Genomic DNA, 23,129 nt, shown 5'->3' on the forward strand with positions numbered 1-23,129 from the left:
ATTGATTATTGTTCTAAAAAGTAAGAGCTTTGCTATATAAACATTAAATATTTTAAATTATGGCATTCAAACCAGCTAATAACATACAGGATTTACAATACTTTGGTGAGTTTGGAGGTGTTAATCCTTCAGTTTCAGACTCTTCGACTTATACGTTTTTATCTGCAAAAACAATGTTCGACACTTTTGAAGGCAATGCAGATGGTTGCTATTTATATTCTCGACATTCCTCTCCCTCTAATTTATATTTAGGAGAAGCTTTGGCTGCCATGGAAGGCACAGAAACAGCCACAGTTACTGCTTCAGGAATGGGTGCTATTACACCAGTAATTATGCAACTATGTAATGCTGGAGATCATATAATATCTAGTAGAACTATATATGGTGGTACTTATGCTTTCTTAAAGAATTTTAGTCCTAAATTTAATATCGAAACATCGTTTGTAGATATAACTAAATTAGATGTTGTTGAAGCCTCTATTACTAAAGATACAAAAATTATTTATTGTGAGTCTGTTAGCAATCCATTATTAGAAGTTGCAGACATCAAAGGACTAGCAGAAATAGCAAAAAAACACAACCTGAAACTAGTTGTAGATAATACTTTTTCGCCATTATCAATTTCACCTGCAAAACTTGGTGCTGATATTGTAGTGCATAGTTTAACAAAATTCATTAATGGGTCGTCTGATACTGTAGCAGGTGTTATTTGTGGGACTCAAGAATTTATTGATAACTTAAGAAATGTAAATGATGGTGCATGTATGCTTTTAGGAGCAACTATGGATAGTTTACGCTCTGCATCTGTACTTAAAAACTTAAGAACTTTACATATTAGAATGCAACAACATAGTTTTAATGCAAATTATCTTGCAGAAAAATTTGAAAACGATGGATTAAAAACTGTGTATCCAGGACTTAAATCTCATCCTTCTCATGAGCTTTATAAGTCTATGATGCTTGATAAATATGGATATGGTGGTATGTTAACTATTGATGTTGGTTCTATCGATAAAGCCAATGAACTCATGGAGTTAATGCAAGAAAGAAATCTAGGGTATTTAGCTGTGAGCTTAGGGTTTTATAAAACATTATTTTCTGCTCCTGGTAGCTCAACGTCATCCGAAATTCCTGATGATGAGCGTGAAGCTATGGGATTAAGTGATGGTTTAATTAGGTTTTCTATTGGATTAGACGCCGATATCAAACGCACTTATAAAATAATGAGAGAGTGTATGGTTGAGCTTAATGTATTAGAAGCTAAAGCTCCTGAATTAGTGTAATAAAAGGTTAACATTATAAATTATTTATTAGCCTTGTCATACTTTTGACAGGGCTATTTATTTACCTTTAATACGCTCCCAGAAATACGATAAATTTTCACTTGAAGGAGGTTTGCCTTCAAATGGCAAAATATCCCAACGATTAGTCTCTTTTTTTAGAGTAAAACTAAAAATAGTATTATTAGGATTTTCTTTATCGAAAGAAGGATAACGCAAGTCATTATACCTTAAAACACCATCATGTTCTTTAATAAAATTATAATACCCATTACTAAACCAAGCTAACGTTTTAATATCATTATTATAATTAACAGGCGCTAAGTTGTGGTTTTTAGGTAGCTTACTCCATGCCCCAACTTTTGAAGATGTATCTAATAAAGAATAAAACCCAACATAATAATTTGTCTCAGTTTCAGCTACACCATACCAAAGCACATTATTAAAAAATGAAGGTTGTGTTTGAAATCGCAAATAAGATATCCCTTCAGATTGTAATGATTTTTTATAAACCGATGTTATATAAACTTTATTTACCAGCGTAAATAACATGTATGCAGAACTTATTCCCAAACCTAATTTCAACCATAATCTACGTTTAGCTGCATGTCGCTTAAAAAACATCAACACAATCATACAAATAAGAAAAGGAATAGTGTACGTTGGGTCTGCAACCGAAATATTGTTTATAGCTACACGATAATTTGAAAATGGAGCAAATAATTGAGTTCCGTAAGGCGTAAAACTATCTAGAATGGGGTGTGTAAATAAAGATAAAAAGAATAACCATATCCAATTATATAGTGTAGTCGTGTTTTTTCTCTTGCCCTTATCATATAGCCTAAAGGCTATCCAGCCAAATACAAAAGCTCCAATAACAGTAAATACAATAGAGTGCATGAAACCTCTATGAAATGCCATAATATCTATTTCGTTATTGTAAAGCAATCGACCAACAAACACATCCAAATCTGGAATTGTTCCACCAATAGCTCCAAATAATAGCGTTTTATTGCCAATTTTTTTTCCTAGCGCAACTTCCCCGCAAGCAGCACCTAAAACTATTTGAGTAAGTGAATCCATTTTTTTGAGATAAGCAAATGTACATAACAAAATTGATTTGGAAACCTCTTGACAAAATCGTAACATTACGTTTCAAAAAACAACGAAGCATTTATGGAAAGCCAAGATATAAAACCCAGAGTACCACAAGATGAGCATATAGTTGAAAATGTAGAATTAAACATTTGGGAAGCCCTAATTCCTGTTTTTGCCCTAGTTGGTATGCTGGCATATAATATTTATGTCTATGGTGATGACGCGTTAAGTGGCAGCAACCAATTTATACTTTTAATAGGAGCTGCTGTTGCTGCTATTGTTGGTTTTTACAATAAAGTAAATTACAAACAAATGCTTGAAGAAGTTGCAGAAAATGTAAAATCGACAACTGGAGCTATACTCATATTATTAATGGTTGGTGCACTTGCAGGCACATGGCTAATAAGTGGCATTATCCCATCAATGATTTATTATGGGTTACAAATTTTAAATCCAACTATATTTTTAGCAGCTTGTGTTATTATTTGTGCCATCATTTCAATAGCTACTGGAAGTAGTTGGACTACATCAGCAACCGTTGGTATTGCATTAGTAGGAATTGGTGAAACACTCGGCATATCTATGGGGATGACAGCTGGAGCTGTGTTATCTGGAGCCTATTTTGGAGACAAAATGTCTCCAATGAGTGACACTACAAATTTAGCACCTGCAATGGCTGGAGGTGAATTGTTTGACCATATAAAATATATGGCATTAACTACAGTCCCAACCATTTCTATAACTTTAATTGTATTTATCATTATTGGTTTAAGTATTGATACTACTGGAACTCCTGATATTTCTGATAAACTAACAGCGATTAAATCGGCTTTTAATGTAAGTCCTTGGTTGTTTTTAGTGCCAATAGCTGTAATTGTTATGATTATTAAAAAAACCTCACCATTAATTGCCTTATTACTCGGAACTCTTTTAGGAGGCGTTGCAGCTATAATTACACAACCTAATATTGTTATGTCAATTGCTGAAGCCGACAGCTTAACATTTCAATCAGCTTACAAAGGCATTATGAACGCATTGACGGTAGACTCAGCAGTAGAAACCTCAAGTGCTGAATTAAACGACTTGTTCACCTCGGGTGGAATGTCTGGAATGCTTGGAACCATTTGGTTAATTATTTGTGCCATGGTGTTTGGAGGCGTTATGGATGCTATTGGTGCTTTAGCTAGAATTAGTGCTGTGCTTTTAAGCTTAGCAACAACTACATTTGGGTTATTTGCTAGTACAGTTGTTAGTTGCTTAGCATTGAATGTTACAGCATCTGACCAATACTTAGCACTAGTAGTTCCAGGAAAAATGTTTAAAAAAGCCTATGAAGATAAAGGTCTTGCACCTGAAAACTTAAGTAGAACTCTAGAAGATTCTGGAACAGTAACCTCTGTGTTAGTTCCTTGGAATACTTGTGGTGCTTACCAAAGTGGTGTACTAGGTGTTCCTGTAGTAGACTATTTTTTCTTTGCAATTTTCAACTGGTTAAGCCCATTCATGACTTTGTTGTTTGTAGGTTTTAATATTAAAATTAAGCAACTTAAAAACCAATTAGATTAAATTTATACGTTTATAGATTTTTAAAATAATTTCATATTGTTATTCAAACAGTAATGTCTAATTTTGCAGTCGAAATTAAATTTTAATCGTAAAAACAAAATAAAAAATGGCTGTATTAGTAGGTAAAAAAGCACCTCAATTTAATGCACAAGCAGTTGTAAATGGCTGTGAGTTTGTAGAGAATTTTTCATTAGATCAATTCATTGGTAAAAAACACGTAGTGCTCTTCTTTTATCCAAAAGATTTTACATTTGTTTGTCCAACTGAATTACACGCTTTTCAAGAAAAACTTGAAGATTTTAAATCTAGAAATACTGAAGTAATTGCGGTATCTACAGATACAGAACAATCGCATTTTGGATGGTTACAAATGGAAAAAAATAAAGGAGGTATCAAAGGAATAACTTATCCTTTAGTTGCCGATACTAATAAAACTATTTCAAAAAACTATGATGTGTTAGCAGGAGATTATTTTTATGATGAAAATGATATGTTGCAAGCCGAAGGCGAATTAATTGCTTATCGTGGTCTATTCCTTATAGATAAAGATGGAATTGTACGTCATCAAATCGTAAACGATTTACCATTAGGTAGAAATGTTGATGAAGCCATACGTATGGTAGATGCATTGCAGTTTGTTGAGGAAAATGGTGAGGTTTGTCCAGCTAACTGGAATAAAGGAAAAACAGGAATGCAAGCCACTCATGAAGGTGTTGCAGAGTTTTTAGAAAAACATGTTAATTAAACAATAATGTTTAAACCAATAAAAAACCACTTCGATTGAAGTGGTTTTTTATTATAAATTATTTTTCAAAATATCCAGAAGATGCGAATAGTTATTTTCTAAAGCATAATCAAATGCTGTCTTTCCAAAATTATCTTTAATAGAAATATCTGCTCCTTTTTCTATTAACAATTTAATGATATGTTCATTATTATATTGAGAAGCGATAATCAAAGGTGTTATGCCATCATTATTAGAGGCATTAATATCGGCTCCTTCTTTAATTAGCAAAGAAGCTAAGCTTATATTTCCCTTAAAGCTTACTCCTATTAAGGCTGTATTTCCTAAGCTATCTTTTGCTTCAATATTAGCATTATGTTGAATTAAAATTTTTGAGGCTGCTTCGTCATCAAAATAAGTAGTTAATATTAAAGGCTTAAAACCTCTTGAGTCAGTCGCATCTACAAGTTTAGGGTTAATTCCTAACAAGGCTTCTAATCTATATTTATTGCCTAAGCGAATAGACTCAAAAAAAAGTTCAAAATCATTTCTCATATGCTTCTTATATCAAAAAGAAATGAGTGCTATAACACTCATTTCTTTCATTGTAAATTTAATTCTTAATTGAATCGATCAAGATTCATAACTTTATTCCAAGCAGCAACAAAGTCTTTAACAAATTTTTCTTTACTATCATCTTGTGCATAAACCTCTGCATATGCTCTTAAAATAGAGTTAGATCCAAATACCAAGTCTATTCTCGTTGCTGTCCATTTTGTATCTCCAGTATTTCGGTTACAAATATCGTAAAGCCCATTTCTAGTTGGTTTCCATTTGTATGCCATATCTGTAAGGTTTACAAAGAAATCATTAGTTAAGGCACCTTCATTATCAGTCAATACACCATGTTTTGTACCTCCATAATTAGTTCCCATTACTCGCATACCTCCTACTAACACTGTCATTTCATGAGCTGTTAGCCCCATTAGTTGAGTTCTATCTAGCATTAATTCTTCTGGACTTACTATATACTCTTTTTTCAACCAGTTTCTATAACCATCAGCTAAAGGTTCTAAAGGCTCAAAAGATTCAGCGTCGGTCATATCATCTGTTGCATCACCTCTTCCAGGTGAAAAAGGAACACTAACATTCATTCCTGCATTTTGTATTGCTTTTTCAACACCAACATTTCCAGCTAATACAATAGTATCTGCAATACTAATACCAAATTCATCTGCTATTGGCTCAAGAACAGATAATACTTTTGATAATCTATCTGGTTCGTTCCCTTTCCAATCTTTTTGCGGTGCTAAGCGAATACGAGCACCATTGGCTCCTCCTCTAAAATCAGAACCTCTAAATGTTCTTGCACTATCCCAAGCGGTAGAAACCATCTCTGAAATACTCAATCCAGAATTTGTGATTTTTTCTTTCACAGCATTTACATCATAATCTTTCTTACCTTGAGGAATAGGGTCTTGCCAAATTAAATCTTCTTTTGGAACATCTGGTCCAAAATAACGAGATTTTGGTCCCATGTCACGATGTGTTAATTTAAACCAAGCACGTGCAAAAGCATTAGAAAAAGCATCAAAATCATCTTTAAATTTTAACGAAATCTCTTTGTAAATTGGATCCATTCTCATTGCCATGTCAGCATCAGTCATCGCTGGATTGTGTTTGATTGAAGGATTTTCAACATCTACTGGCTTGTCTTCTTCTTTAATACTAACTGGTTCCCATTGCCATGCTCCAGCAGGACTCTTTTTTGATTCCCATTCATGACCAAATAACATTTCAAAAAAGCCATTATCCCATTTTGTTGGTTCACTTGTCCAAGCACCTTCTAAACCACTTGTAACTGCATCAGCTCCTTTTCCTTTTCTAGTAGGATTTGACCATCCAAAACCTTGTTCTTCTAATGGTGCAGCTTCAGGATCTGGTCCTAAAATACTAGCATCTCCATTACCGTGCATTTTTCCAACAGTATGTCCTCCAGCAGTTAAAGCAACTGTTTCTTCATCATTCATTGCCATACGTTTGAAAGTTTCACGTACTTGAGCTCCTGTTTTTACAGGATCAGGCTTTCCATTTACGCCTTCTGGATTTACATAAATTAGTCCCATTTGTACAGCTGCTAATGGGTTTTCCATTGTTTCTGGGTTCTCTACATCTCCATAACGTTCATCACTTGGAGCTAACCATTCCTTTTCGGCTCCCCAATAAATATCCTTTTCAGGATGCCAAACATCTTCTCGACCAAATGCAAACCCGTAGGTTTTAAGTCCCATGTTTTCATATGCAATGGTGCCAGCTAAAATGATTAAATCTGCCCAACTTACTTTATTTCCATACTTTTTCTTGATTGGCCACAGTAAACGCCTTGCTTTGTCTAAACTTGCATTATCTGGCCAAGAGTTAAGTGGTGCAAATCGTTGATTTCCAGTACCTCCACCTCCTCGTCCATCTGAAATTCTATAAGTCCCTGCAGCATGCCAAGACATACGAATAAATAAACCTCCGTAATGTCCCCAATCTGCTGGCCACCAATCTTGGCTGTCTGTCATTAAATCATGAAGATCTTTTTTAAGAGCTTTAACATCTAATTTTTTTAACTCGTCCCGATAATTAAATTTTTGACCTAATGGATTCGTTTTAGTGTCATGCTGATGCAAAATGTCAAAATTTAATGCATTAGGCCACCAATCCATTACTGATTTTTCAGTAGCAGTGTTTCCACCATGCATTACTGGGCACTTTCCTGTTTTTGAACTGTTCATAAATTGTGTTGATTAAATTATAAAATGTATTATTTGTTTTTCTTGTCTTAAAGTAATTTCTTTATTATTGTCCTAAAGTTAATGATTCTCATACAAAATATTAATTTATGCTTATTTTTATAAGCTATATTACGATTGATAAATCTTATGAAAATACTTTTTGCTATAGATATAATGCATAAATAATTTAATTATTAAAACAAACACTTATGAGTAAAATAACTTTAGGTGGCAATCCAGTAGAAACTATTGGTAATCTTCCAGAAATTGGTACTTCTGCTCCTGATTTTGAGTTAGTAGCCATAGATCTTTCTACTAAAACACTAACTGATTTTAACGACACTAATTTAGTTTTAAATATTTTCCCAAGTGTTGATACAGGAGTTTGTTCTGCTTCAGTGAGGTCATTTAATAAGATAGCTTCTGAAATTGAGAACGCAAAGGTTGTATGTATATCAAGAGACTTGCCTTTTAGACAAGATCAATTTTGTGCTGCAGAAGGGTTGGAAAATGTTATTATGCTTTCTGATTTTAAAAATGGCATTTTTGGCAAGACTTATGGATTACTTATGACTAATGGTATTTTTGATGGATTACTTTCAAGATGCATCATTATTATTAATACTGAAGGTAAAATTACCTATACACAGCAGGTACCGGAAATTGGTCAAGAACCAAATTATGAAGAAGCACTTGAAGCTTTAAAATCTTTGTAACAATTACAAAATATTTCGCACATAAAAAGCCCCTTCATTTCAAGAGGCTTTTCGCTACTAATCAACCAACCACTACTTCGGTAATACTACCGAATCAATCACATGAATTACCCCATTAGTCTGGTCTAAATCTGCAGTAGTAACTTTAGCTTTGTTTCCGTTTTCATCAGTAATATAAACTGAGTCATCCATAATCATAGCAGTCAATTTACCACCGTTAACAGTTGGAATAACTGCCTTTCCATTTCCTTTTTTGATTAAAGCTATAACATCTTTAGCTTCAAATTTTCCTGAAACGACATGGTAAGTAAGTACACCTTGTAAAGTAGATTTGTTTTCTGCTTTCAATAATGTTGTTACTGTTCCTTCTGGTAATTTATCAAAAGCAGCATTCGTTGGAGCAAAAACTGTAAATGGGCCTTCACTAGACAGAACATCAACTAAGTCAGCTGCTTTAACTGCAGCTACTAGAGTTGTGTGATCACTTGAAGCGATGGCAGTTTCAACAATATTTTTGTCTTGTGCCATTACATTAGCTCCTACTAATAAAGCAAATGATAATGCAATAGTTTTAAATAGATTTTTCTTTTTCATAACAATTTTATGTTTTTAATTATTTTGTTTAACAAATTTACATATAACTTAAACAATAATAATTCACATTATAAAAACTTTAACTAAAATGTTGTTTTAGCAACAAATAAATATGAGTTGTTGATAGATATGTTGTTATTTTGTTACCTAATTACAATAAGAAAATGTCATTTATAAGCAAAAGGATAAAAAGTATTGGTTATGCTGCAAAAGGTGCATATTTATTAATTAGTACTGAAGCAAGTATAAAAGTTCAATTAGCAATAGTTGTTATTATAACTATTGTTGGATTATATTTTGAAATATCTAGTATAGAATGGATAATGCAAACATTAGCTATAGGCTTAGTTATGAGTGCAGAAGGAATTAACACGGCTATTGAGGCTATTGCAGACTTTATCCATCCTGAGAGACACGAAAAAATCGGGTTTATAAAAGACATAGCAGCTGGTGCTGTATTTATTGCATCAATTGTAGCAGTAACTGTAGGTTTAATAATATATTTACCTAAGATTACTTAAATACTATAACCATTAGGATTAACGTTAGTTATTTGTATTTTTGTTTCATAGTAAGGACGTGTTAATGGCAAAGAAAAAATCAACCAGAAAAAAGACTAAAGCAAAACAAAGGAAACTAAATTTATCATTAACTAATCAGCAAAAATTAGTTTTTGGTAGCTTGCTTTTAGTTTTCGGCATACTTTTATTTTTAGCATTTCTGTCATTCTTTTTTACAGGGCAAACAGACCAAAGCGTATTAGAGCAATTTACATCTCGAGAGGTTGAGGCTAAAAACTGGATGAGTAAGTTTGGAGCTTGGGTTAGTGATTTATTTATTTACAGAGGCTTTGGTGTAGCATCCTTTATATTTTCAGGATTAATCTTTTTATCTGGTATTTATGTATTGTTAGACATAAAAAAAGCCAGACTATGGCGTCATTGGTTTTGGGGAACTTTAAGTGTTATCTGGATTTCAATTTTATTCGGTTTTTCAGCCAGTAAAACGCCTATTTTAGGCGGTATAATTGGATACGAATTAAACGATTTTCTTCAAGATTATATAGGTAAAATAGGTGCCATACTACTTTTGTTGCTATGCCTAATCGCTTATTTAGCCATACGTTTTGAATTAACACCACAACACTTTGGAAGATTCTTTAATTCTGCTAAAAAAGAGTTTAAAAAAGATTTTCAAGATAAGAATGTCTCAGACCCAGAAGAATCAGATTTTGTTCCAATAGACAATAATTTATCAGCCGAAGCTGCGGATATTAAATCTGCTTTCGAAATACCTCTGGAAAATTTAGAACCAACAATTAAGCATCATTCAAACAGAGAAGAAAAAAAGAAAAAGGCTGTTGAGCCAAAAAAAGAACTTGAAGTAGAAATAGCTAAGCAAGAGGAAGAGGTGTTTGATGATATGGAAATGAAAGTTGAGGCTGTTAAAGAAGAAAAATCTGAAACCGATAATCTTGCAGACAAGTTAGTTGAAGATTTTGGTCGCTTCGACCCTACTCTAGAGCTTGGTAATTATAAATTTCCACCATTAGAGCTTCTTAAAAAATACGATACCGAAAGTATTACCATTAATCAAGAAGAGCTAGAAGAAAACAAAAATAAAATTGTAAATACCCTTAACAATTATAAAATTGGTATTGCAAGTATTAAAGCTACTATTGGACCAACTGTAACACTTTACGAAATTGTCCCTGAAGCTGGTGTTCGTATTTCAAAAATTAAAAATCTTGAAGACGATATTGCTTTATCGCTTTCAGCATTAGGTATTCGTATCATTGCACCAATTCCTGGTAAAGGAACTATTGGTATTGAGGTGCCTAATAAAAATGCTACTATTGTATCGATGCATTCGGTAATTGCATCGCAAAAATTTCAGAAATCTAAAATGGAATTGCCAATAGCATTAGGAAAAACTATTAGCAACGAAACTTTTGTGGTAGATTTAGCCAAAATGCCTCACCTGTTAATGGCTGGCGCAACAGGTCAAGGGAAATCGGTTGGACTAAACGCAGTATTAACTTCTTTGCTCTATAAAAAACACCCAGCCGAAGTAAAGTTTGTTTTAGTTGACCCTAAAAAGGTAGAATTAACACTATTCAATAAAATAGAGCGTCATTATTTGGCCAAATTACCAGATAGCGAAGAAGCCATAATAACAGATAACACAAAGGTCATTAACACGCTAAACTCTTTGTGTATTGAAATGGATAACCGTTATGAACTTTTAAAAAATGCGTTTTGTAGAAATTTAAAAGAGTATAACGAAAAATTTAGAGCGCGTAAACTAAATCCAAACGATGGGCATCAGTTTTTACCTTATATCGTATTGGTTGTTGATGAATTTGCCGATTTAATAATGACTGCTGGTAAAGAGGTGGAAACTCCTATTGCACGTTTGGCGCAATTGGCACGAGCTATTGGTATTCACTTAATTATAGCAACGCAGCGTCCATCTGTTAACGTGATTACTGGTATTATTAAAGCTAATTTTCCTGCAAGAATTGCTTTTAGAGTAACTTCAAAAATTGATTCTAGAACTATTTTAGACGGCTCTGGTGCTGATCAATTAATTGGTCGAGGTGATATGCTATATACACAAGGAAACGACATGATTCGCTTGCAATGTGCCTTTGTTGATACACCAGAAGTAGAACGTATTACAGAGTTTATTGGATCACAAAAAGCCTATCCTGATGCACACTTATTACCAGAGTTTGTAGGCGAAGAAAGTGGCACAAGTATTGATGTAAATATTTCTGATAGAGATAAGTTGTTTAGAGAAGCAGCCGAAGTGATTGTAACAGCACAACAAGGGTCTGCCTCTTTGTTGCAAAGAAAACTAAAACTAGGTTATAATAGAGCTGGACGACTAATAGATCAACTAGAAGCGGCAGGTATTGTTGGTCAATTTGAAGGGAGTAAAGCTAGACAAGTTTTAGTACCAGATTTAGTAGCACTAGACCAGCTACTTGAAAATGAAAATAAGTAATAACAAAATAATACAATGAAAAAAATATTAATTGCATTCATCTTAATTACTCAAGCATTTGCGTTTGCTCAAAATAGTGCTGATGCAAAAAAATTGCTAGACGAAGTAAACAGCATCGCTATGAGTTATGACAATATTTCTATTGATTTTAAATTTGTATTGGTCAATACAGAGGAAAACATCAAACAAGAAATGCGTGGTGATGTTATACTACAAGGAGATAAATATGTTTTAAATGCCTTTGGTATTACAAGAATTTTTGATGGAAAAACTCTTTATAGTATAAGTCCGGAAGATGAAGAAGTAACTATTTCTAGTGAAAACACCGAAGATGAAAGCACTATAACACCTAGCAAAATGTTGTCCTTCTACAAGGAAGGATATAATTACGAAATGGATATTGTACAAAATGTAAGCGGTAGAAAAATACAATACGTAAAATTAATTCCTATCGATTCAAATTCAGAGATTAAAAATGTATTATTAGGTATTGATATAAAGACGAAGCATATTTATAATTTAATAGAAGTAGGTACAAATAACACAAAAACCACCATTACTGTTAATTCTTTTAAAACAAACGAACCGTTATCAAAAACCTTGTTTACCTTTGACAAAAACAAGTATAAAGATTACTATATCAACAAATTAGACTAGGTTTTTTTAGTGAAAATATTAGACAGATACATACTCATTACGTATTTAAAAACCTTTATCAGCGTGTTTATGATACTCATGCTGATTTTTATTTTGCAATCAGTTTGGCTATATATAAACGAGCTTGCTGGTAAAGATCTTGAATTAGATATAATTATCAAGTTTTTAATATATGTATCACCACGAATAATAGTTTTAGTACTTCCTCTTACCATTCTACTCTCATCCATTATGGTGTTTGGTAGTTTTGCCGAGAACTATGAATTCGCAGCAATGAAATCTACAGGTATTTCTCTGCAAAGAGCAATGAGAGGTTTAGGAGTCTTTATTTTAGGTCTTTCAATAATTACTTTTTTCTTTGCCAATAATGTTATTCCCAATGCTGAGTTTAATTTTTACAACCTTAGAAAAAACATTGCTAAAAAAAAACCAGCAATGGCTATTGCTAAAGGGCAATTTAACCAAATTGGCGATTTAATTAACATAAAAGTAAAAGATAAAAGTGGTGATAAAGGTCAGTATTTAGAAGAAGTTATTGTTCATAAAAAGAAAACAAAAAACGATGGTAATCATACTGTAATTATTGCTGAAACAGGAGAGCTAATAAGCCATGATGATTCTGACGTGCTAGAACTTATTCTATATAATGGCCATTACGCTGAAGAGTTACAGCCAAAAGACTATAATCAACGAACTAAAAACCGTCCTTTTGTAAAAAGTACCTTCGATAAAAATATTTTCTATATAGATTTGGCACAAATTGATAATGTAGATTTTGATAACAAAGAAGTTACGGCTCGTTATTCAATGCTCAACATTAAAGAGTTAGGTTACACGATAGACTCTCTAAAGGTGGAGAAAAAAAAGAATTACGATAAGCTTGTTTTTGATTTGTATGGCAGAACTTCGGCAGCAGGTTTAAATAAAAACATAGTTAAAGACAGTATAGATACTAAGTTTGATGGAGATAATGTAATGTCCTTATTTCAGGAAAATACAAAAAAAGCACAATTAATTGAATTAGCTTTAAACTCTACAAATGCATCATTAAATCTAATTGAAAACAAACTAAAACGAAAAGGGATTGATGATAAAAATCTTAACAAGCATATTATAGCATATTATGAAAAATTTGCCTTGGCCATTGTTTGTGTTATATTGTTTTTTATTGGAGCTCCACTTGGTGCGCTTATAAAAAAAGGAGGTATTGGCTTGCCAATAGTTATTGCTATCGTATTATTTTTAACCTATCATTTTATTGGGATTTTTGCCAAAAACAGTGCTGAAGATAGTAGTATCGACCCTATTTTAGCCTCTTGGCTATCTACTATAATTATGTTTCCTCTAAGTATTTATCTTACATCAAGGGCAACAAAGGACAGAACTTTGTTTGATTTAGATAGCATTCTTTCACCAATTAAAAGTATTTTAACCAAGGAAGTAGCTATAGCGCCTTTAAACCCTAATGTGTTTTTAAATGAACGCTCGTCTGATTATGAAAACATTAAAGGATATTCTAATAAAAAGTTGATAGATATTGTAAAAAACTATCGCCAATACGATTTGGATGAAAGCTATAGAAATACATCAATTAAAATTTTAGAATCTCGTGGTATAACAAAAGAAGAATTAAGATTTGGAGGCAATTTAAAAAATGAGAATTACGAAAATGCCCTACGCTATGTAGCCTCTTATATAGAAAACTCTCGCTTAGCGCATAAACTCTACTTTATTTATATAATACCATTAATTTCAGGTTTGGTTTTAAACAATAATGGATTTCCTGTATTTGGCAAAGTGTTAATAGGAATTGGTATATTTTCTGCTATTCTTTTTTTAATCACATTAGTAAAATCTTTTATGAGTCAGGTTAGTTTTAACAAGCTCATTAATAAAAACATATCGTCTAATATATTTATTTTAATACTTGTTGGAATTCCTTTATATTTCCTTTATTTTAATTTTTACAAAAAGAAAATGAAAGAAGACCTAAAACAAATTAGGTAACTTATATTTTAGCCATATCTTTGCATAATTATTGAACAATCATGACACAAGTGGATACTGCAAATACCAATAAAATACAACTTAATACTATTCAAGAAGCTATAAACGATATTCGTTTAGGCAAAGTAATAATTGTTGTAGATGATGAGAACAGAGAAAATGAAGGCGATTTTATTGCAGCTGCCGAAAAAGTGACACCAGAGATGATCAACTTTATGGCCATGAATGGTCGTGGTCTTATCTGCGCGCCTTTAACCGAGGACAGATGTGAAGATTTAGAGTTAAATATGATGGTAAATAATAATACCGATCCGATGGAGACGGCATTTACTGTATCTGTTGACTTACGTGGAAACGGTGTTACCACTGGAATATCTGCAAGCGATAGAGCTAAAACTATTAAAGCACTTATAGATTCAAATATTAAGCCTTTTGAATTGGCAAGACCAGGACATATATTTCCATTAGTAGCAAAACAAGGTGGTGTATTAAGACGTACAGGTCATACCGAAGCTGCTATTGATTTTGCAAGATTAGCTGGATTACAACCTGCTGGTGTGATTGTTGAGATAATGAACGAAGATGGTACTATGGCACGATTACCGCAATTAATAGAAGTTGCCAAAAAGTTTGATTTAAAAATTGTATCCATCGAAGATTTAGTGGCTTACCGTATGGAACACGATTCTTTAATTGAAAAAAAGGAAGATTTTCAAATTGAAACACGGTTTGGAAGTTTTCGTTTAAGAGCTTATAAACAAACAACTAATAACCAAACACATATAGCTTTAACAAAAGGAACGTGGAAATCAAACGAAGCGGTATTAACAAGAGTAAATTCTACATTAGTTAACAACGATATACTAGGTACTTTAACCAATAATGCTGACCAAAAATTAGACAGTATGTTTAAGGTCATTAATGAGGCTAATAAAGGTGCAATTGTGTTTATAAATCAACAAAGTCAATCTATGAATTTGTTAAAACGCTTAGCGGTTTTAAAAGACTTACAAATTGATGGAGATGTTATAAAAGCACCTGCTATAGAAATGGACTCCAAAGATTTTGGTATTGGAGCCCAAATATTACATGATCTAAACATTCATAAACTAAAGCTTATTTCAAATAGTCAACAAACCAAACGTGTTGGTATGATTGGTTATGGTCTTGAGATTATGGAGTATGTGAATTATTAATCTTTTACTTCAAACACTTTAAAAAGGCCTTTACTTCTTGTATTTGGTACTTCTGAAATAAGTGCATATTTACCAGGTTTTAAATCGGCATAAAAATAACCTGTACTTCCTGCTGGCATTTCATTAACACCTCCTAAAAAGGTGACACCTTCTGGAACTGGTGTAATAAGTCCTTTAGGGTCTGCCCAATTCATCCAAGCTTCTAAAGCATCTTCACTTGCATTCTCTTCTAATTTAACCAAATTTACATCGTGTTGCATAAAATTTTCGTGATGTTTTTGTTCTTTATAAAAAACCGAAAACACTTGTTTTCCCTTGGTTATTGGTTTATCGTAAGTAATACCTTTATCATTTGATACACTTATTTTTATTGTAGCTTCAGGTGGTTTATTCCCACTATCTTCAGAAGTTACAATAATTGGTTTAGCCATTCCCATAGATGTGTGAAATTTACCATTTGGCATTTTTACATAACATTCCATAATATAATAACCTGATTCTAAATCTATAGTGGTTACAGCAGTTTCTTTTGGACCAATGAGTCCTGATCCTCCAGAAAACACAATCTCGCCAAACCATTCTGGTAGTTTTCCAAAGGCCGCAAACCCTTCTTCTTGCTTACCTTCGTTAATAAGTTGCATACCTTCCTCAAATACAGGAGCTACATCTGTCAAAGCATTCTCAACAGTCTTCCCTTCTGGGTATTTATCCATTAAGAAAAAATGTGTTTCGTTAGATAAGTTTTGGTATTTAAAGGTATTCCAACCAGATGTAATTGTATCTACACTTTGAAACTCCATACTACGAGTTACAATATCAATAACATTGTCAGGCACTTTTATAATGCCGTCAATTTCTGTTATGTTTTCTTCAACAGGCTTATCCTTTTTTTCGTTTTTGCAGTTAAATAAAAATATTGCTGTAAGAGCCAGTAAAAATAATTTGAATTTCATGATTTTAGTATTGATTGGTAATCAGTTGTTTATGTCTAAAATAATAAAATTTTTAATACTTTATATGAAGTTGACCAGCTACTTTAAATACTTTGAAATGATATCAGTCATTTTCAAAGCTCTTTTTTTAACATCTTCTTCTGTCCACGAGAGTTTTATTAAACAAGAGATATTTCTACCAATATAATGGTCTGATTGCTCAAAAGTTTTAGTTTTAAGATATGATAAGCCTTTCTTGGCTTCAGATGGTAAAGGATATAATGTTTTTAAATCTTTAAGATGCTCCCATTTTCTAATATAGTGCCAATTATTATCATAATAATGAAAACAAGCATCAACACCCTGCTCTTTAAATGTTGTAGATACTTTTCTGGCTGCATCTAAATCTGGCAAAAAGAAACTTAAAAATGAGTAACTCTCTTTGCCTCCTTCAGGAACCGTTCTAAACGTTACTTCTGGAATATTAGAGAGCGCCTCTCTAATGACAGTATAATTCTTCTTTTGTATGGTTACAAACTCATCTAAGCGTCTTAATTGTGCTAAACCTACTGCAGCATGCAATTCAGAGATTCTAAAATTATAACCTAAAAAAGGATGGGCTTCAGTGCCTCGATCATTTCCAATATGGTCATGGCCATGGTCTGAAAAATAATCAGCATTACGATACAATTTTTCATTATTGGTCAATACTGCTCCTCCTTCACCTGCAGTGATAATCTTTACAAAATCTAACGACAAGCATCCTAAATCACCTATACTACCTAATGGTTTCCCTTTATAAGTCGCTCCTGTAGCTTGCGAAGAATCTTCAATTAAAATTAAATTATGTGCATTGCAAATTTCAACCAGAGCATCCATATTCGCCATACTGCCACACATATGTACAGGCATAATAGCTTTTGTCTTAGATGTAATAGCGTTTTTAGTAGCCTCAATATCTAAAGTTAGAGTATCGTCTATATCTACTAAAATTGGAACCGCTCCAAGCATCATAATAGCTTCAAAACTCGCTACAAATGTAAATGTTGGTACAATCACTTCATCACCTGCTCCTATTCCTGCAGCTGCTAGTGCAACTGAAACTGCGGCAGTACCACTAGACACTAATTGTGCATGGGTAACTTGTAATTTGTTTTCAAGTTCTTTTTCTAGAGCTCTTGCTTTCCAGTGTCCATTACGCATACCATCAAACCCATAACGCATTAATACACCATTATCTAAAACGTCGTTCAGTTCTTGACGCTCTTTATCTCCAAATAACTCAAATCCAGGCATACTTTTTTTTGAAAAATTATTAATTTGCTTATCAAAACTACAATTAAATTAGACACTTCAAAAGCAATTTGTAAGATTTTACATAAAAATATTATTTGTTTACTTATAACAAATTATAATTGAAAGTTTTGTACTTTTCATTGATAAACAAATTCATTATGAAAAAACCAACCTTATTTTTAAGCTTTATAGCATTATTTATTATTACAAGTTGTGGTTCTAGTAAAAAAGCAGCAAAAGTAGATCCTTATATTGGAGCTTGGAACATGTTAATTGAAGATACACCTCAAGGCAATGTTTCGGCTACGATGACCATTCTAAAAAATGATGCTGGAGAATATTCTGGTACTTTAAATTCTGATTTGGGATTAATCAATTTAAAGGATGTGAAAATTATAGAAAGTAAAATATCTGCATCGTTTATAACACAAGATATGGACTTTGATTTAACAGGAACTTTTCAAGAAATGATGTTTAAAGGATTTGTATCTGGAATGGGATACGATTTTAAAGCAGATGGCAAAAAAGTACTCGATCAATAACCATACTACTCTTTGGTAAAAAAAATAAAAAAGGATAGTTTAAATACTACCCTTTTTTATTTCTATAACACTATCAGTTATTTTTTTTCTAACTTTTTTAAAATCGGCAAACATATCATCTTTTGCTCTATAACCAATAGGCATTACCAATACCGATTTCAATCCTTTTTCATTTAAAGATAAAAACTCATCATAACCTTTTGGATCAAAGCCTTCCATAGGGCAAGCATCAACGCCTTCAATCGCACAAACAGTCAATAAATTCCCCATTGCCAAGTACGCTTGTTTATTGCAGTAATGCTCTATTTCTTCTATGGTCATTTCAGAAAAGCTATCTATTAAATACTCTTTAAAAGGCTGAAGAATGTCATTAGGTGTGTCTCTAACTTCTTTAACCCTGTTAAAGTATTCAACAATAGATTCTTTTGTGATTTTTGTTACACAAAACACCAAAACATGTGATGCTTGAGCAACTTGCTGTTGATTTTTTGTGTGTTTAACAAGTGCTTGCTGGATATCTTTATCTTTAATAAAAAGCAATGTAACAGGTTGCATACCATAGGAACTAGCAGTTAAATTAAACGCTTGCTTAATAACATCTATTTTTTCATCAGAAATGATGGCTTCGCTGTCAAATTTCTTGGTTGCATAACGCCATTTAAGGCTCTCAATGATATCCATGTATTTGTATATACGAGTTTATAATGCAAAAATAAAGATATATAGTACTTACATCAATATTGATTATAGATTAATTTGATTAAACAATAGTTTAATTGATTATACTCAGCAATAAAAAATAAATCAAAAAAGGTTTGACAGAATTAAAAAAGGATTCTATATTTGCATCCGCATTAGGAGAAGTGGCAGAGTGGTCGAATGCACTGGTCTTGAAAACCAGCGAGGGTCACACCTCCGGGGGTTCGAATCCCTCCTTCTCCGCAAAAAGCCTTGTAATAGCTTGATTTACAAGGCTTTATTTTTTATTATAAATATCTTTTAGTACAATACTATCTCCTTCTTTGTTAACCACATTTAAATCGTACCTAATATGCACTTTTGTTTCAATGGGTGCGTAATAATAGATAACCCATGCATCAGCTTCGTTTGTGCCTACACAACCATTTGAATAAGCCTTCCCTAAGGTTACTGCGTTTGTTGTTGGATGTATTAATTGACCATTTCTTATGCCATTAATTTCGGTTTCTATAAAAGGAATTTGAGGCAGCTTTGTAACTTTATCGTCGTCTCGTTTAGTTACAAAGTATTCGTGGTTGTTTACTGGGTTAATATAACGTGGATTGCGAACATGATTAACTATTTGTCCTTCTCCTGTTTTGGTTTTTAAGTCTTGAACTCTCCCAGACATTTCAAGATACATTTCTTCATCTCTACCAACTCGTATTGGAAACTCGTAAACCAGTTTAGATGCATTATAAATACGAAGCTTAAATTCTGGAATATTAATATCGATTAATGTGCTTTTAAATGAGTTTTTAATTTTTTTTGCAAATACAGCATCAGGTACCTTTAACATTGTACCTTTTGGTAATACTACCATCTTTTTTTGATCAAATACGAAAGAATCTTTAGATATTCTCTTATAATAATCGGTGTTTTGGAGCGTGTCTATAATCCACGGATTGGCTCTTACTAATATGTGCTCAGATAACTTATAGGGTGTTAATGTATCATATTTGCTTACTATAGAATCTATAAATTGGAAGTAGTTTTCAATAGTTATAGCCTTATCAATAAAAATTAAATTTTCAATTGAATCTTCGACATAAACTTTCTTTGACATTTTTTCACTCGCATTAGGCTTAAAAGTTTTTCTTTTCTCATTACAAGAATGAGCTATTACCAATAATAACAACATTAAAATTATTATAAGAAAAGAGTTATGTTTCAATTTGTAAGCTTTTAAAAAGTAATAAAAAATAGATCAACTTTTTGTTTTGTAACATGCTTAGTATTTCTAAATTACATTGTGTTTTTTAGAAAATATTTAATAATATCTGCTGTTGAAACTATACCAACTATGGTCTCATTTTCCAATACTGGAACAGCATGATAATTACCTTCTGCTAATGCTTTTGAAACATCATTAACTGATGCGCTAGTGGTTAAAAAAAATGGATTTTGTGTCATAATATCCTTTACTTTTTTTTCTTTATATACCACATTGTTATCACTAATTCCTGCACCAGAAATATTGTACATAAAATCAATTAAACTAACCATACCAACTAATTTACCGTTTTCTGCAACTGGAATATGGTGGTGAAAATTATCTTTCTCATAAATATGTTTTACATCTATAAGGTACTGGTCTGGTGTTACACAAACCACATTTTTAGTCATTACTTCCTTTATTGAATTCGTTTTCATGTTACCAGTATTTATTTAAATATAACATTTAAAATTAAAGCTTTAATACCTTTTTATTTATGATTAATATCATATTAAAGCAACGTATTTATTAATACTTTTATTTATAGTATAAATTAAATGTGTATTTATGAAAACCAAGACAATATTAGAGTTACTTACACTAAGTTCCAGCCTTTATTATTTGGCTAGAGATGCCCATTTACTGGAAAGAATAAATGAAATGTCTGAAAAAGGGAAAGATAATATCAATAAAATAATATCTGAATCTCATTTAGACGAAAATGGAAACGAGTTAGAATTTGTAGATAAAATAATTTTAAAAACTCACGAGTTAAAAGAAGAACTCAATGAAAAGGTTGAAGAACTGGTGGTCAAGTTCTACAAAAAAATTAATGTGGCTCATTTAGATGAAATTAAAGCACTAAATGAAAAACTAGAAAAGCTAGACGCTACAGTAGCGCTTTTAGAGGCAAGAATAAACAAACTGGAGGCATAGAACAATGGGAATTATAGCAGGAATTGGTAAAAATTTTAGATCTATTTCTAGATATAACCAAATACTTAAAGTACTAATAAAATATGGCTTTGAAGATTTGGTAGATTACTTAGAGGATAATAAAGAATATACACTTCTACAAAAGCTAATCCCTAAATCCTCTAAAAAACATGCAACCGAATATAGCAAATGGGCAAAAATGCGATTGGTATGTGAAGAATTAGGACCAACATTTGTAAAGTTTGGACAAATATTAAGCAACAGACCAGATTTAGTACCCTTAGAGCTAACAATAGAGTTAGAAAAGTTACATGACAATGTACCTCCAATGACTGAAGATGTTGCAAAACAGATAGTTGAAACAGAGCTAAATGACACCGTAGAAAACCTATTTGCATGGTTTGAGCCTAAGCCTTTTGCATCAGCATCTATAGCACAAGTACATAGAGTAACTCTACACTCAGGCAAACGTGTGGCATTAAAAATTCAACGCTCTGGTATTCATGAGGTCATTGAAGAAGATATTAAGGCAATGTATAAAATTGCTGGAATTTTAGAACGCCGAATGCCTTCTTTAAAAAGTTTTGATCCAGTTGGTCTTGTAAAAAACTTTGAAGATTCTATATTAAAGGAAATTGATTTTATAAATGAATCTATTAACGTTCAAAGATTTTACAATAACTTAAAAAATGATCTTTCTTTAGATCAATTTGCAGAAGCCCCAAAAGTATATCCATCTCTTACTACAACAAAAGTCTTAGCATTACAGTTTATTTCTGGAATTAAAATAAACCAAATCGAGGAGTTAATCTCAAAAGATATTGACACAAAGGTTATAGCCAAAAGGCTTGCGGTAAGCTATTTTAAACAAATTTTTGAATATGGCTTTTTCCATGCCGATCCACATCCTGGTAATTTACTAGTGCTTCCTAACAACCACATATGCTACTTAGATTTTGGTATGATGGGAAGTATGCTTCCTAGAGACATTTCTATTTTTGGAAAGTTATTTATTGCTATCACCAAAAAGGATGTAAAAAACATAATAAAAACCTTGCAACAGCTTTCTAATAATAATGCCATTTCGAATATGAGAGAATTAGAGTATGATGTTAATGAGTTTGTAGAAAAATACTATGTTAGAGAGGTTAATGAAAATGAAATGAGCACTATTTTATTGGAGCTTAAAGATATTATCATTGCTCATGGTTTAAAAGTTCCAACTTACTTTTTTCTGTTTGCAAGATCGTTAGTAACTCTTGAAGGTGTTATTGCTAAACTTGATCCAAAACTAGAACAGTTTGAAATAGTAAAACCTTACCTAAGAAAAAATGTTGCCAAAAAGTATAACCCTATAAATATGGGTAAAAAAGTTTTAAATTCTGTTGTAGAAATGACAGACTATATGGAAGAATTTCCGTCAGATTTAAAAAATGCTATACGTAAAATTAATACAGGAAAGGTTAAAGTAGATTTAACTCATAAAGGTATAGATCCAATGGTACATACACTACAAAGAATTACAAAACAGCTAATTGCTGCTTTCATTATGGTTGCTCTTATAATTGGAGCATCCTTATTAATAGTTTTTGAAATTAATCCTCTTTGGAATGGCATTTCAGTATTAGGTATAGCTAGTTTTGCTTTAGCGGTAATTTTAGGTTTTGGTATGTTAAGTAATATTAGAAAAGGAGATTATGATTATTAAAGCAAACCCTATGAGTCGTCCTAAAATAGGTTGACAGTTTATAAATAAAAATTAGATAGGACCAGTGAAGTTAACTTCACTGGTTTTTTTGTTGTGTACAAAGTTAGGTGTTTTGTAATTAAGGCTCAAATGTG

Annotated in this window: 21 protein-coding genes and 1 tRNA gene; 13 read left to right on the plus strand and 9 right to left on the minus strand. The window is 32.2% G+C overall.

Translation table 11 applies throughout. The features are described 5' to 3' along the window. The first annotated feature begins 59 nt into the window (after nucleotides 1-59). Entirely contained in the window at nucleotides 60-1,283 is a 1,224-nt protein-coding gene (locus tag E5167_RS13280; protein WP_136844645.1) for an aminotransferase class I/II-fold pyridoxal phosphate-dependent enzyme, read from the plus strand. Between the two features lie 57 nt (nucleotides 1,284-1,340). Here the strand turns inward: E5167_RS13280 and E5167_RS13285 are convergent, their stop codons facing one another. Then, nucleotides 1,341-2,363 carry a metal-dependent hydrolase gene (locus E5167_RS13285; protein ID WP_136844646.1) on the minus strand — a complete coding sequence of 341 codons (1,023 nt, stop codon included), beginning with the start codon at nucleotides 2,361-2,363 and terminating at the stop codon, nucleotides 1,341-1,343. 93 nt (nucleotides 2,364-2,456) lie between these two features. Here E5167_RS13285 and nhaC point away from each other — a divergent pair, with 93 nt between their 5' ends. Together nhaC and E5167_RS13295 are read left to right on the plus strand one after the other, a co-directional pair. Then, entirely contained in the window at nucleotides 2,457-3,944 is a 1,488-nt protein-coding gene (gene nhaC / locus E5167_RS13290; RefSeq protein WP_136844647.1) for a Na+/H+ antiporter NhaC, read from the plus strand. 106 nt (nucleotides 3,945-4,050) lie between these two features. Further along, nucleotides 4,051-4,689, plus strand: coding sequence for a peroxiredoxin (locus E5167_RS13295; RefSeq protein WP_136844648.1), 639 nt, complete (start codon nucleotides 4,051-4,053; stop codon nucleotides 4,687-4,689). 51 nt (nucleotides 4,690-4,740) lie between these two features. Here E5167_RS13295 and E5167_RS13300 read toward each other — a convergent pair whose 3' ends face one another. Next, on the minus strand, nucleotides 4,741-5,223 hold the full coding sequence (locus tag E5167_RS13300; RefSeq protein WP_136844649.1) for an ankyrin repeat domain-containing protein: 483 nt from the start codon (nucleotides 5,221-5,223) through the stop codon (nucleotides 4,741-4,743). Between the two features lie 65 nt (nucleotides 5,224-5,288). Next, nucleotides 5,289-7,448 carry a catalase/peroxidase HPI gene (katG, locus tag E5167_RS13305; RefSeq protein ID WP_136844650.1) on the minus strand — a complete coding sequence of 720 codons (2,160 nt, stop codon included), beginning with the start codon at nucleotides 7,446-7,448 and terminating at the stop codon, nucleotides 5,289-5,291. A 209-nt stretch (nucleotides 7,449-7,657) separates the two neighbouring features. Here katG and tpx point away from each other — a divergent pair, with 209 nt between their 5' ends. Then, entirely contained in the window at nucleotides 7,658-8,164 is a 507-nt protein-coding gene (tpx, locus tag E5167_RS13310; protein ID WP_136844651.1) for a thiol peroxidase, read from the plus strand. A 72-nt stretch (nucleotides 8,165-8,236) separates the two neighbouring features. On the opposite strand, the gene E5167_RS13315 is transcribed toward tpx, so the two are convergent. Next, nucleotides 8,237-8,758 carry a fasciclin domain-containing protein gene (locus E5167_RS13315; RefSeq protein ID WP_136844652.1) on the minus strand — a complete coding sequence of 174 codons (522 nt, stop codon included), beginning with the start codon at nucleotides 8,756-8,758 and terminating at the stop codon, nucleotides 8,237-8,239. A 164-nt stretch (nucleotides 8,759-8,922) separates the two neighbouring features. On the opposite strand from E5167_RS13315, the gene E5167_RS13320 reads away from it, so the two are divergent. The 5 genes from E5167_RS13320 to ribB all read left to right on the plus strand — a co-directional run bounded on the left by E5167_RS13320 (nucleotide 8,923) and on the right by ribB (nucleotide 15,627). Beyond that, nucleotides 8,923-9,279: a diacylglycerol kinase gene (locus E5167_RS13320; protein WP_136844653.1), complete on the plus strand. Its 357-nt coding sequence runs from the start codon at nucleotides 8,923-8,925 to the stop codon at nucleotides 9,277-9,279. Nucleotides 9,280-9,343: 64 nt separating this feature from the next. After that, a complete protein-coding gene (locus tag E5167_RS13325; RefSeq protein WP_136844654.1) occupies nucleotides 9,344-11,767 on the plus strand; it encodes an FtsK/SpoIIIE family DNA translocase in 2,424 nt (807 codons plus the stop codon). 15 nt (nucleotides 11,768-11,782) lie between these two features. Beyond that, nucleotides 11,783-12,424, plus strand: coding sequence for a LolA family protein (locus E5167_RS13330; RefSeq protein WP_136844655.1), 642 nt, complete (start codon nucleotides 11,783-11,785; stop codon nucleotides 12,422-12,424). A 9-nt stretch (nucleotides 12,425-12,433) separates the two neighbouring features. After that, nucleotides 12,434-14,431, plus strand: a complete 1,998-nt coding sequence (locus E5167_RS13335; RefSeq protein WP_136844656.1) for an LptF/LptG family permease — start codon at nucleotides 12,434-12,436, stop codon at nucleotides 14,429-14,431. A gap of 41 nt (nucleotides 14,432-14,472) precedes the next feature. Then, on the plus strand, nucleotides 14,473-15,627 hold the full coding sequence (gene ribB, locus E5167_RS13340; protein WP_136844657.1) for a 3,4-dihydroxy-2-butanone-4-phosphate synthase: 1,155 nt from the start codon (nucleotides 14,473-14,475) through the stop codon (nucleotides 15,625-15,627). Here the strand turns inward: ribB and E5167_RS13345 are convergent. Next, complete coding sequence (locus tag E5167_RS13345; RefSeq protein WP_136844658.1) at nucleotides 15,624-16,580, minus strand: hypothetical protein; 957 nt, start codon at nucleotides 16,578-16,580, stop codon at nucleotides 15,624-15,626. The two genes, ribB and E5167_RS13345, sit on opposite strands and share 4 nt — an antisense overlap. Nucleotides 16,581-16,658: 78 nt before the next feature. Then, nucleotides 16,659-17,855: a DegT/DnrJ/EryC1/StrS family aminotransferase gene (locus E5167_RS13350; protein WP_136844659.1), complete on the minus strand. Its 1,197-nt coding sequence runs from the start codon at nucleotides 17,853-17,855 to the stop codon at nucleotides 16,659-16,661. A gap of 158 nt (nucleotides 17,856-18,013) precedes the next feature. Here E5167_RS13350 and E5167_RS13355 point away from each other — a divergent pair, with 158 nt between their 5' ends. Continuing rightward, nucleotides 18,014-18,397 carry a hypothetical protein gene (locus E5167_RS13355; protein ID WP_136844660.1) on the plus strand — a complete coding sequence of 128 codons (384 nt, stop codon included), beginning with the start codon at nucleotides 18,014-18,016 and terminating at the stop codon, nucleotides 18,395-18,397. Nucleotides 18,398-18,436: 39 nt separating this feature from the next. Here E5167_RS13355 and E5167_RS13360 read toward each other — a convergent pair whose 3' ends face one another. Beyond that, the gene (locus E5167_RS13360; RefSeq protein ID WP_136844661.1) at nucleotides 18,437-19,078 is read right to left on the minus strand and encodes an NAD(P)H-dependent oxidoreductase; all 642 of its coding nucleotides are present in this window, start codon (nucleotides 19,076-19,078) and stop codon (nucleotides 18,437-18,439) included. 176 nt (nucleotides 19,079-19,254) lie between these two features. Here E5167_RS13360 and E5167_RS13365 point away from each other — a divergent pair. Continuing rightward, nucleotides 19,255-19,339 (plus strand) — tRNA-Ser (locus E5167_RS13365). A 34-nt stretch (nucleotides 19,340-19,373) separates the two neighbouring features. Here the strand turns inward: E5167_RS13365 and E5167_RS13370 are convergent. Together E5167_RS13370 and E5167_RS13375 are read right to left on the minus strand one after the other, a co-directional pair. Beyond that, a complete protein-coding gene (locus tag E5167_RS13370) occupies nucleotides 19,374-20,201 on the minus strand; it encodes a L,D-transpeptidase (RefSeq protein WP_239022005.1) in 828 nt (275 codons plus the stop codon). A 179-nt stretch (nucleotides 20,202-20,380) separates the two neighbouring features. After that, entirely contained in the window at nucleotides 20,381-20,788 is a 408-nt protein-coding gene (locus E5167_RS13375) for a CBS domain-containing protein (protein WP_136844662.1), read from the minus strand. 130 nt (nucleotides 20,789-20,918) lie between these two features. Here E5167_RS13375 and E5167_RS13380 point away from each other — a divergent pair, with 130 nt between their 5' ends. Together E5167_RS13380 and E5167_RS13385 are read left to right on the plus strand one after the other, a co-directional pair. Beyond that, nucleotides 20,919-21,287 (plus strand): hypothetical protein, encoded by a 369-nt coding sequence (locus E5167_RS13380; protein ID WP_136844663.1) that lies wholly within the window; start codon nucleotides 20,919-20,921, stop codon nucleotides 21,285-21,287. A 4-nt stretch (nucleotides 21,288-21,291) separates the two neighbouring features. Continuing rightward, nucleotides 21,292-22,995 carry an ABC1 kinase family protein gene (locus E5167_RS13385; RefSeq protein ID WP_136844664.1) on the plus strand — a complete coding sequence of 568 codons (1,704 nt, stop codon included), beginning with the start codon at nucleotides 21,292-21,294 and terminating at the stop codon, nucleotides 22,993-22,995. Nucleotides 22,996-23,129: the final 134 nt, after the last annotated feature.

Origin of the sequence: Pontimicrobium aquaticum, from assembly GCF_005047595.1 — a bacterium.
GTDB lineage: Bacteria > Bacteroidota > Bacteroidia > Flavobacteriales > Flavobacteriaceae > Pontimicrobium > Pontimicrobium aquaticum.

Bases quoted from the DNA above. Each gene is read 5' to 3' on its own strand.
- E5167_RS13295 (WP_136844648.1), top strand. From the start codon at position 4,051: ATGGCTGTATTAGTAGGTAAAAAAGCACCTCAATTTAATGCACAAGCA.
- E5167_RS13330 (WP_136844655.1), top strand. From the start codon at position 11,783: ATGAAAAAAATATTAATTGCATTCATCTTAATTACTCAAGCATTTGCG.
- katG (WP_136844650.1), bottom strand. From the start codon at position 7,448: ATGAACAGTTCAAAAACAGGAAAGTGCCCAGTAATGCATGGTGGAAAC.
- E5167_RS13350 (WP_136844659.1), bottom strand. From the start codon at position 17,855: ATGCCTGGATTTGAGTTATTTGGAGATAAAGAGCGTCAAGAACTGAAC.
- E5167_RS13345 (WP_136844658.1), bottom strand. From the start codon at position 16,580: ATGAAATTCAAATTATTTTTACTGGCTCTTACAGCAATATTTTTATTT.
- E5167_RS13370 (WP_239022005.1), bottom strand. From the start codon at position 20,201: ATGTCAAAGAAAGTTTATGTCGAAGATTCAATTGAAAATTTAATTTTT.
- E5167_RS13355 (WP_136844660.1), top strand. From the start codon at position 18,014: ATGAAAAAACCAACCTTATTTTTAAGCTTTATAGCATTATTTATTATT.
- E5167_RS13375 (WP_136844662.1), bottom strand. From the start codon at position 20,788: ATGAAAACGAATTCAATAAAGGAAGTAATGACTAAAAATGTGGTTTGT.
- ribB (WP_136844657.1), top strand. From the start codon at position 14,473: ATGACACAAGTGGATACTGCAAATACCAATAAAATACAACTTAATACT.
- E5167_RS13280 (WP_136844645.1), top strand. From the start codon at position 60: ATGGCATTCAAACCAGCTAATAACATACAGGATTTACAATACTTTGGT.
- tpx (WP_136844651.1), top strand. From the start codon at position 7,658: ATGAGTAAAATAACTTTAGGTGGCAATCCAGTAGAAACTATTGGTAAT.
- E5167_RS13315 (WP_136844652.1), bottom strand. From the start codon at position 8,758: ATGAAAAAGAAAAATCTATTTAAAACTATTGCATTATCATTTGCTTTA.
- E5167_RS13385 (WP_136844664.1), top strand. From the start codon at position 21,292: ATGGGAATTATAGCAGGAATTGGTAAAAATTTTAGATCTATTTCTAGA.
- E5167_RS13285 (WP_136844646.1), bottom strand. From the start codon at position 2,363: ATGGATTCACTTACTCAAATAGTTTTAGGTGCTGCTTGCGGGGAAGTT.
- E5167_RS13380 (WP_136844663.1), top strand. From the start codon at position 20,919: ATGAAAACCAAGACAATATTAGAGTTACTTACACTAAGTTCCAGCCTT.
- nhaC (WP_136844647.1), top strand. From the start codon at position 2,457: ATGGAAAGCCAAGATATAAAACCCAGAGTACCACAAGATGAGCATATA.
- E5167_RS13360 (WP_136844661.1), bottom strand. From the start codon at position 19,078: ATGGATATCATTGAGAGCCTTAAATGGCGTTATGCAACCAAGAAATTT.
- E5167_RS13320 (WP_136844653.1), top strand. From the start codon at position 8,923: ATGTCATTTATAAGCAAAAGGATAAAAAGTATTGGTTATGCTGCAAAA.
- E5167_RS13300 (WP_136844649.1), bottom strand. From the start codon at position 5,223: ATGAGAAATGATTTTGAACTTTTTTTTGAGTCTATTCGCTTAGGCAAT.
- E5167_RS13325 (WP_136844654.1), top strand. From the start codon at position 9,344: ATGGCAAAGAAAAAATCAACCAGAAAAAAGACTAAAGCAAAACAAAGG.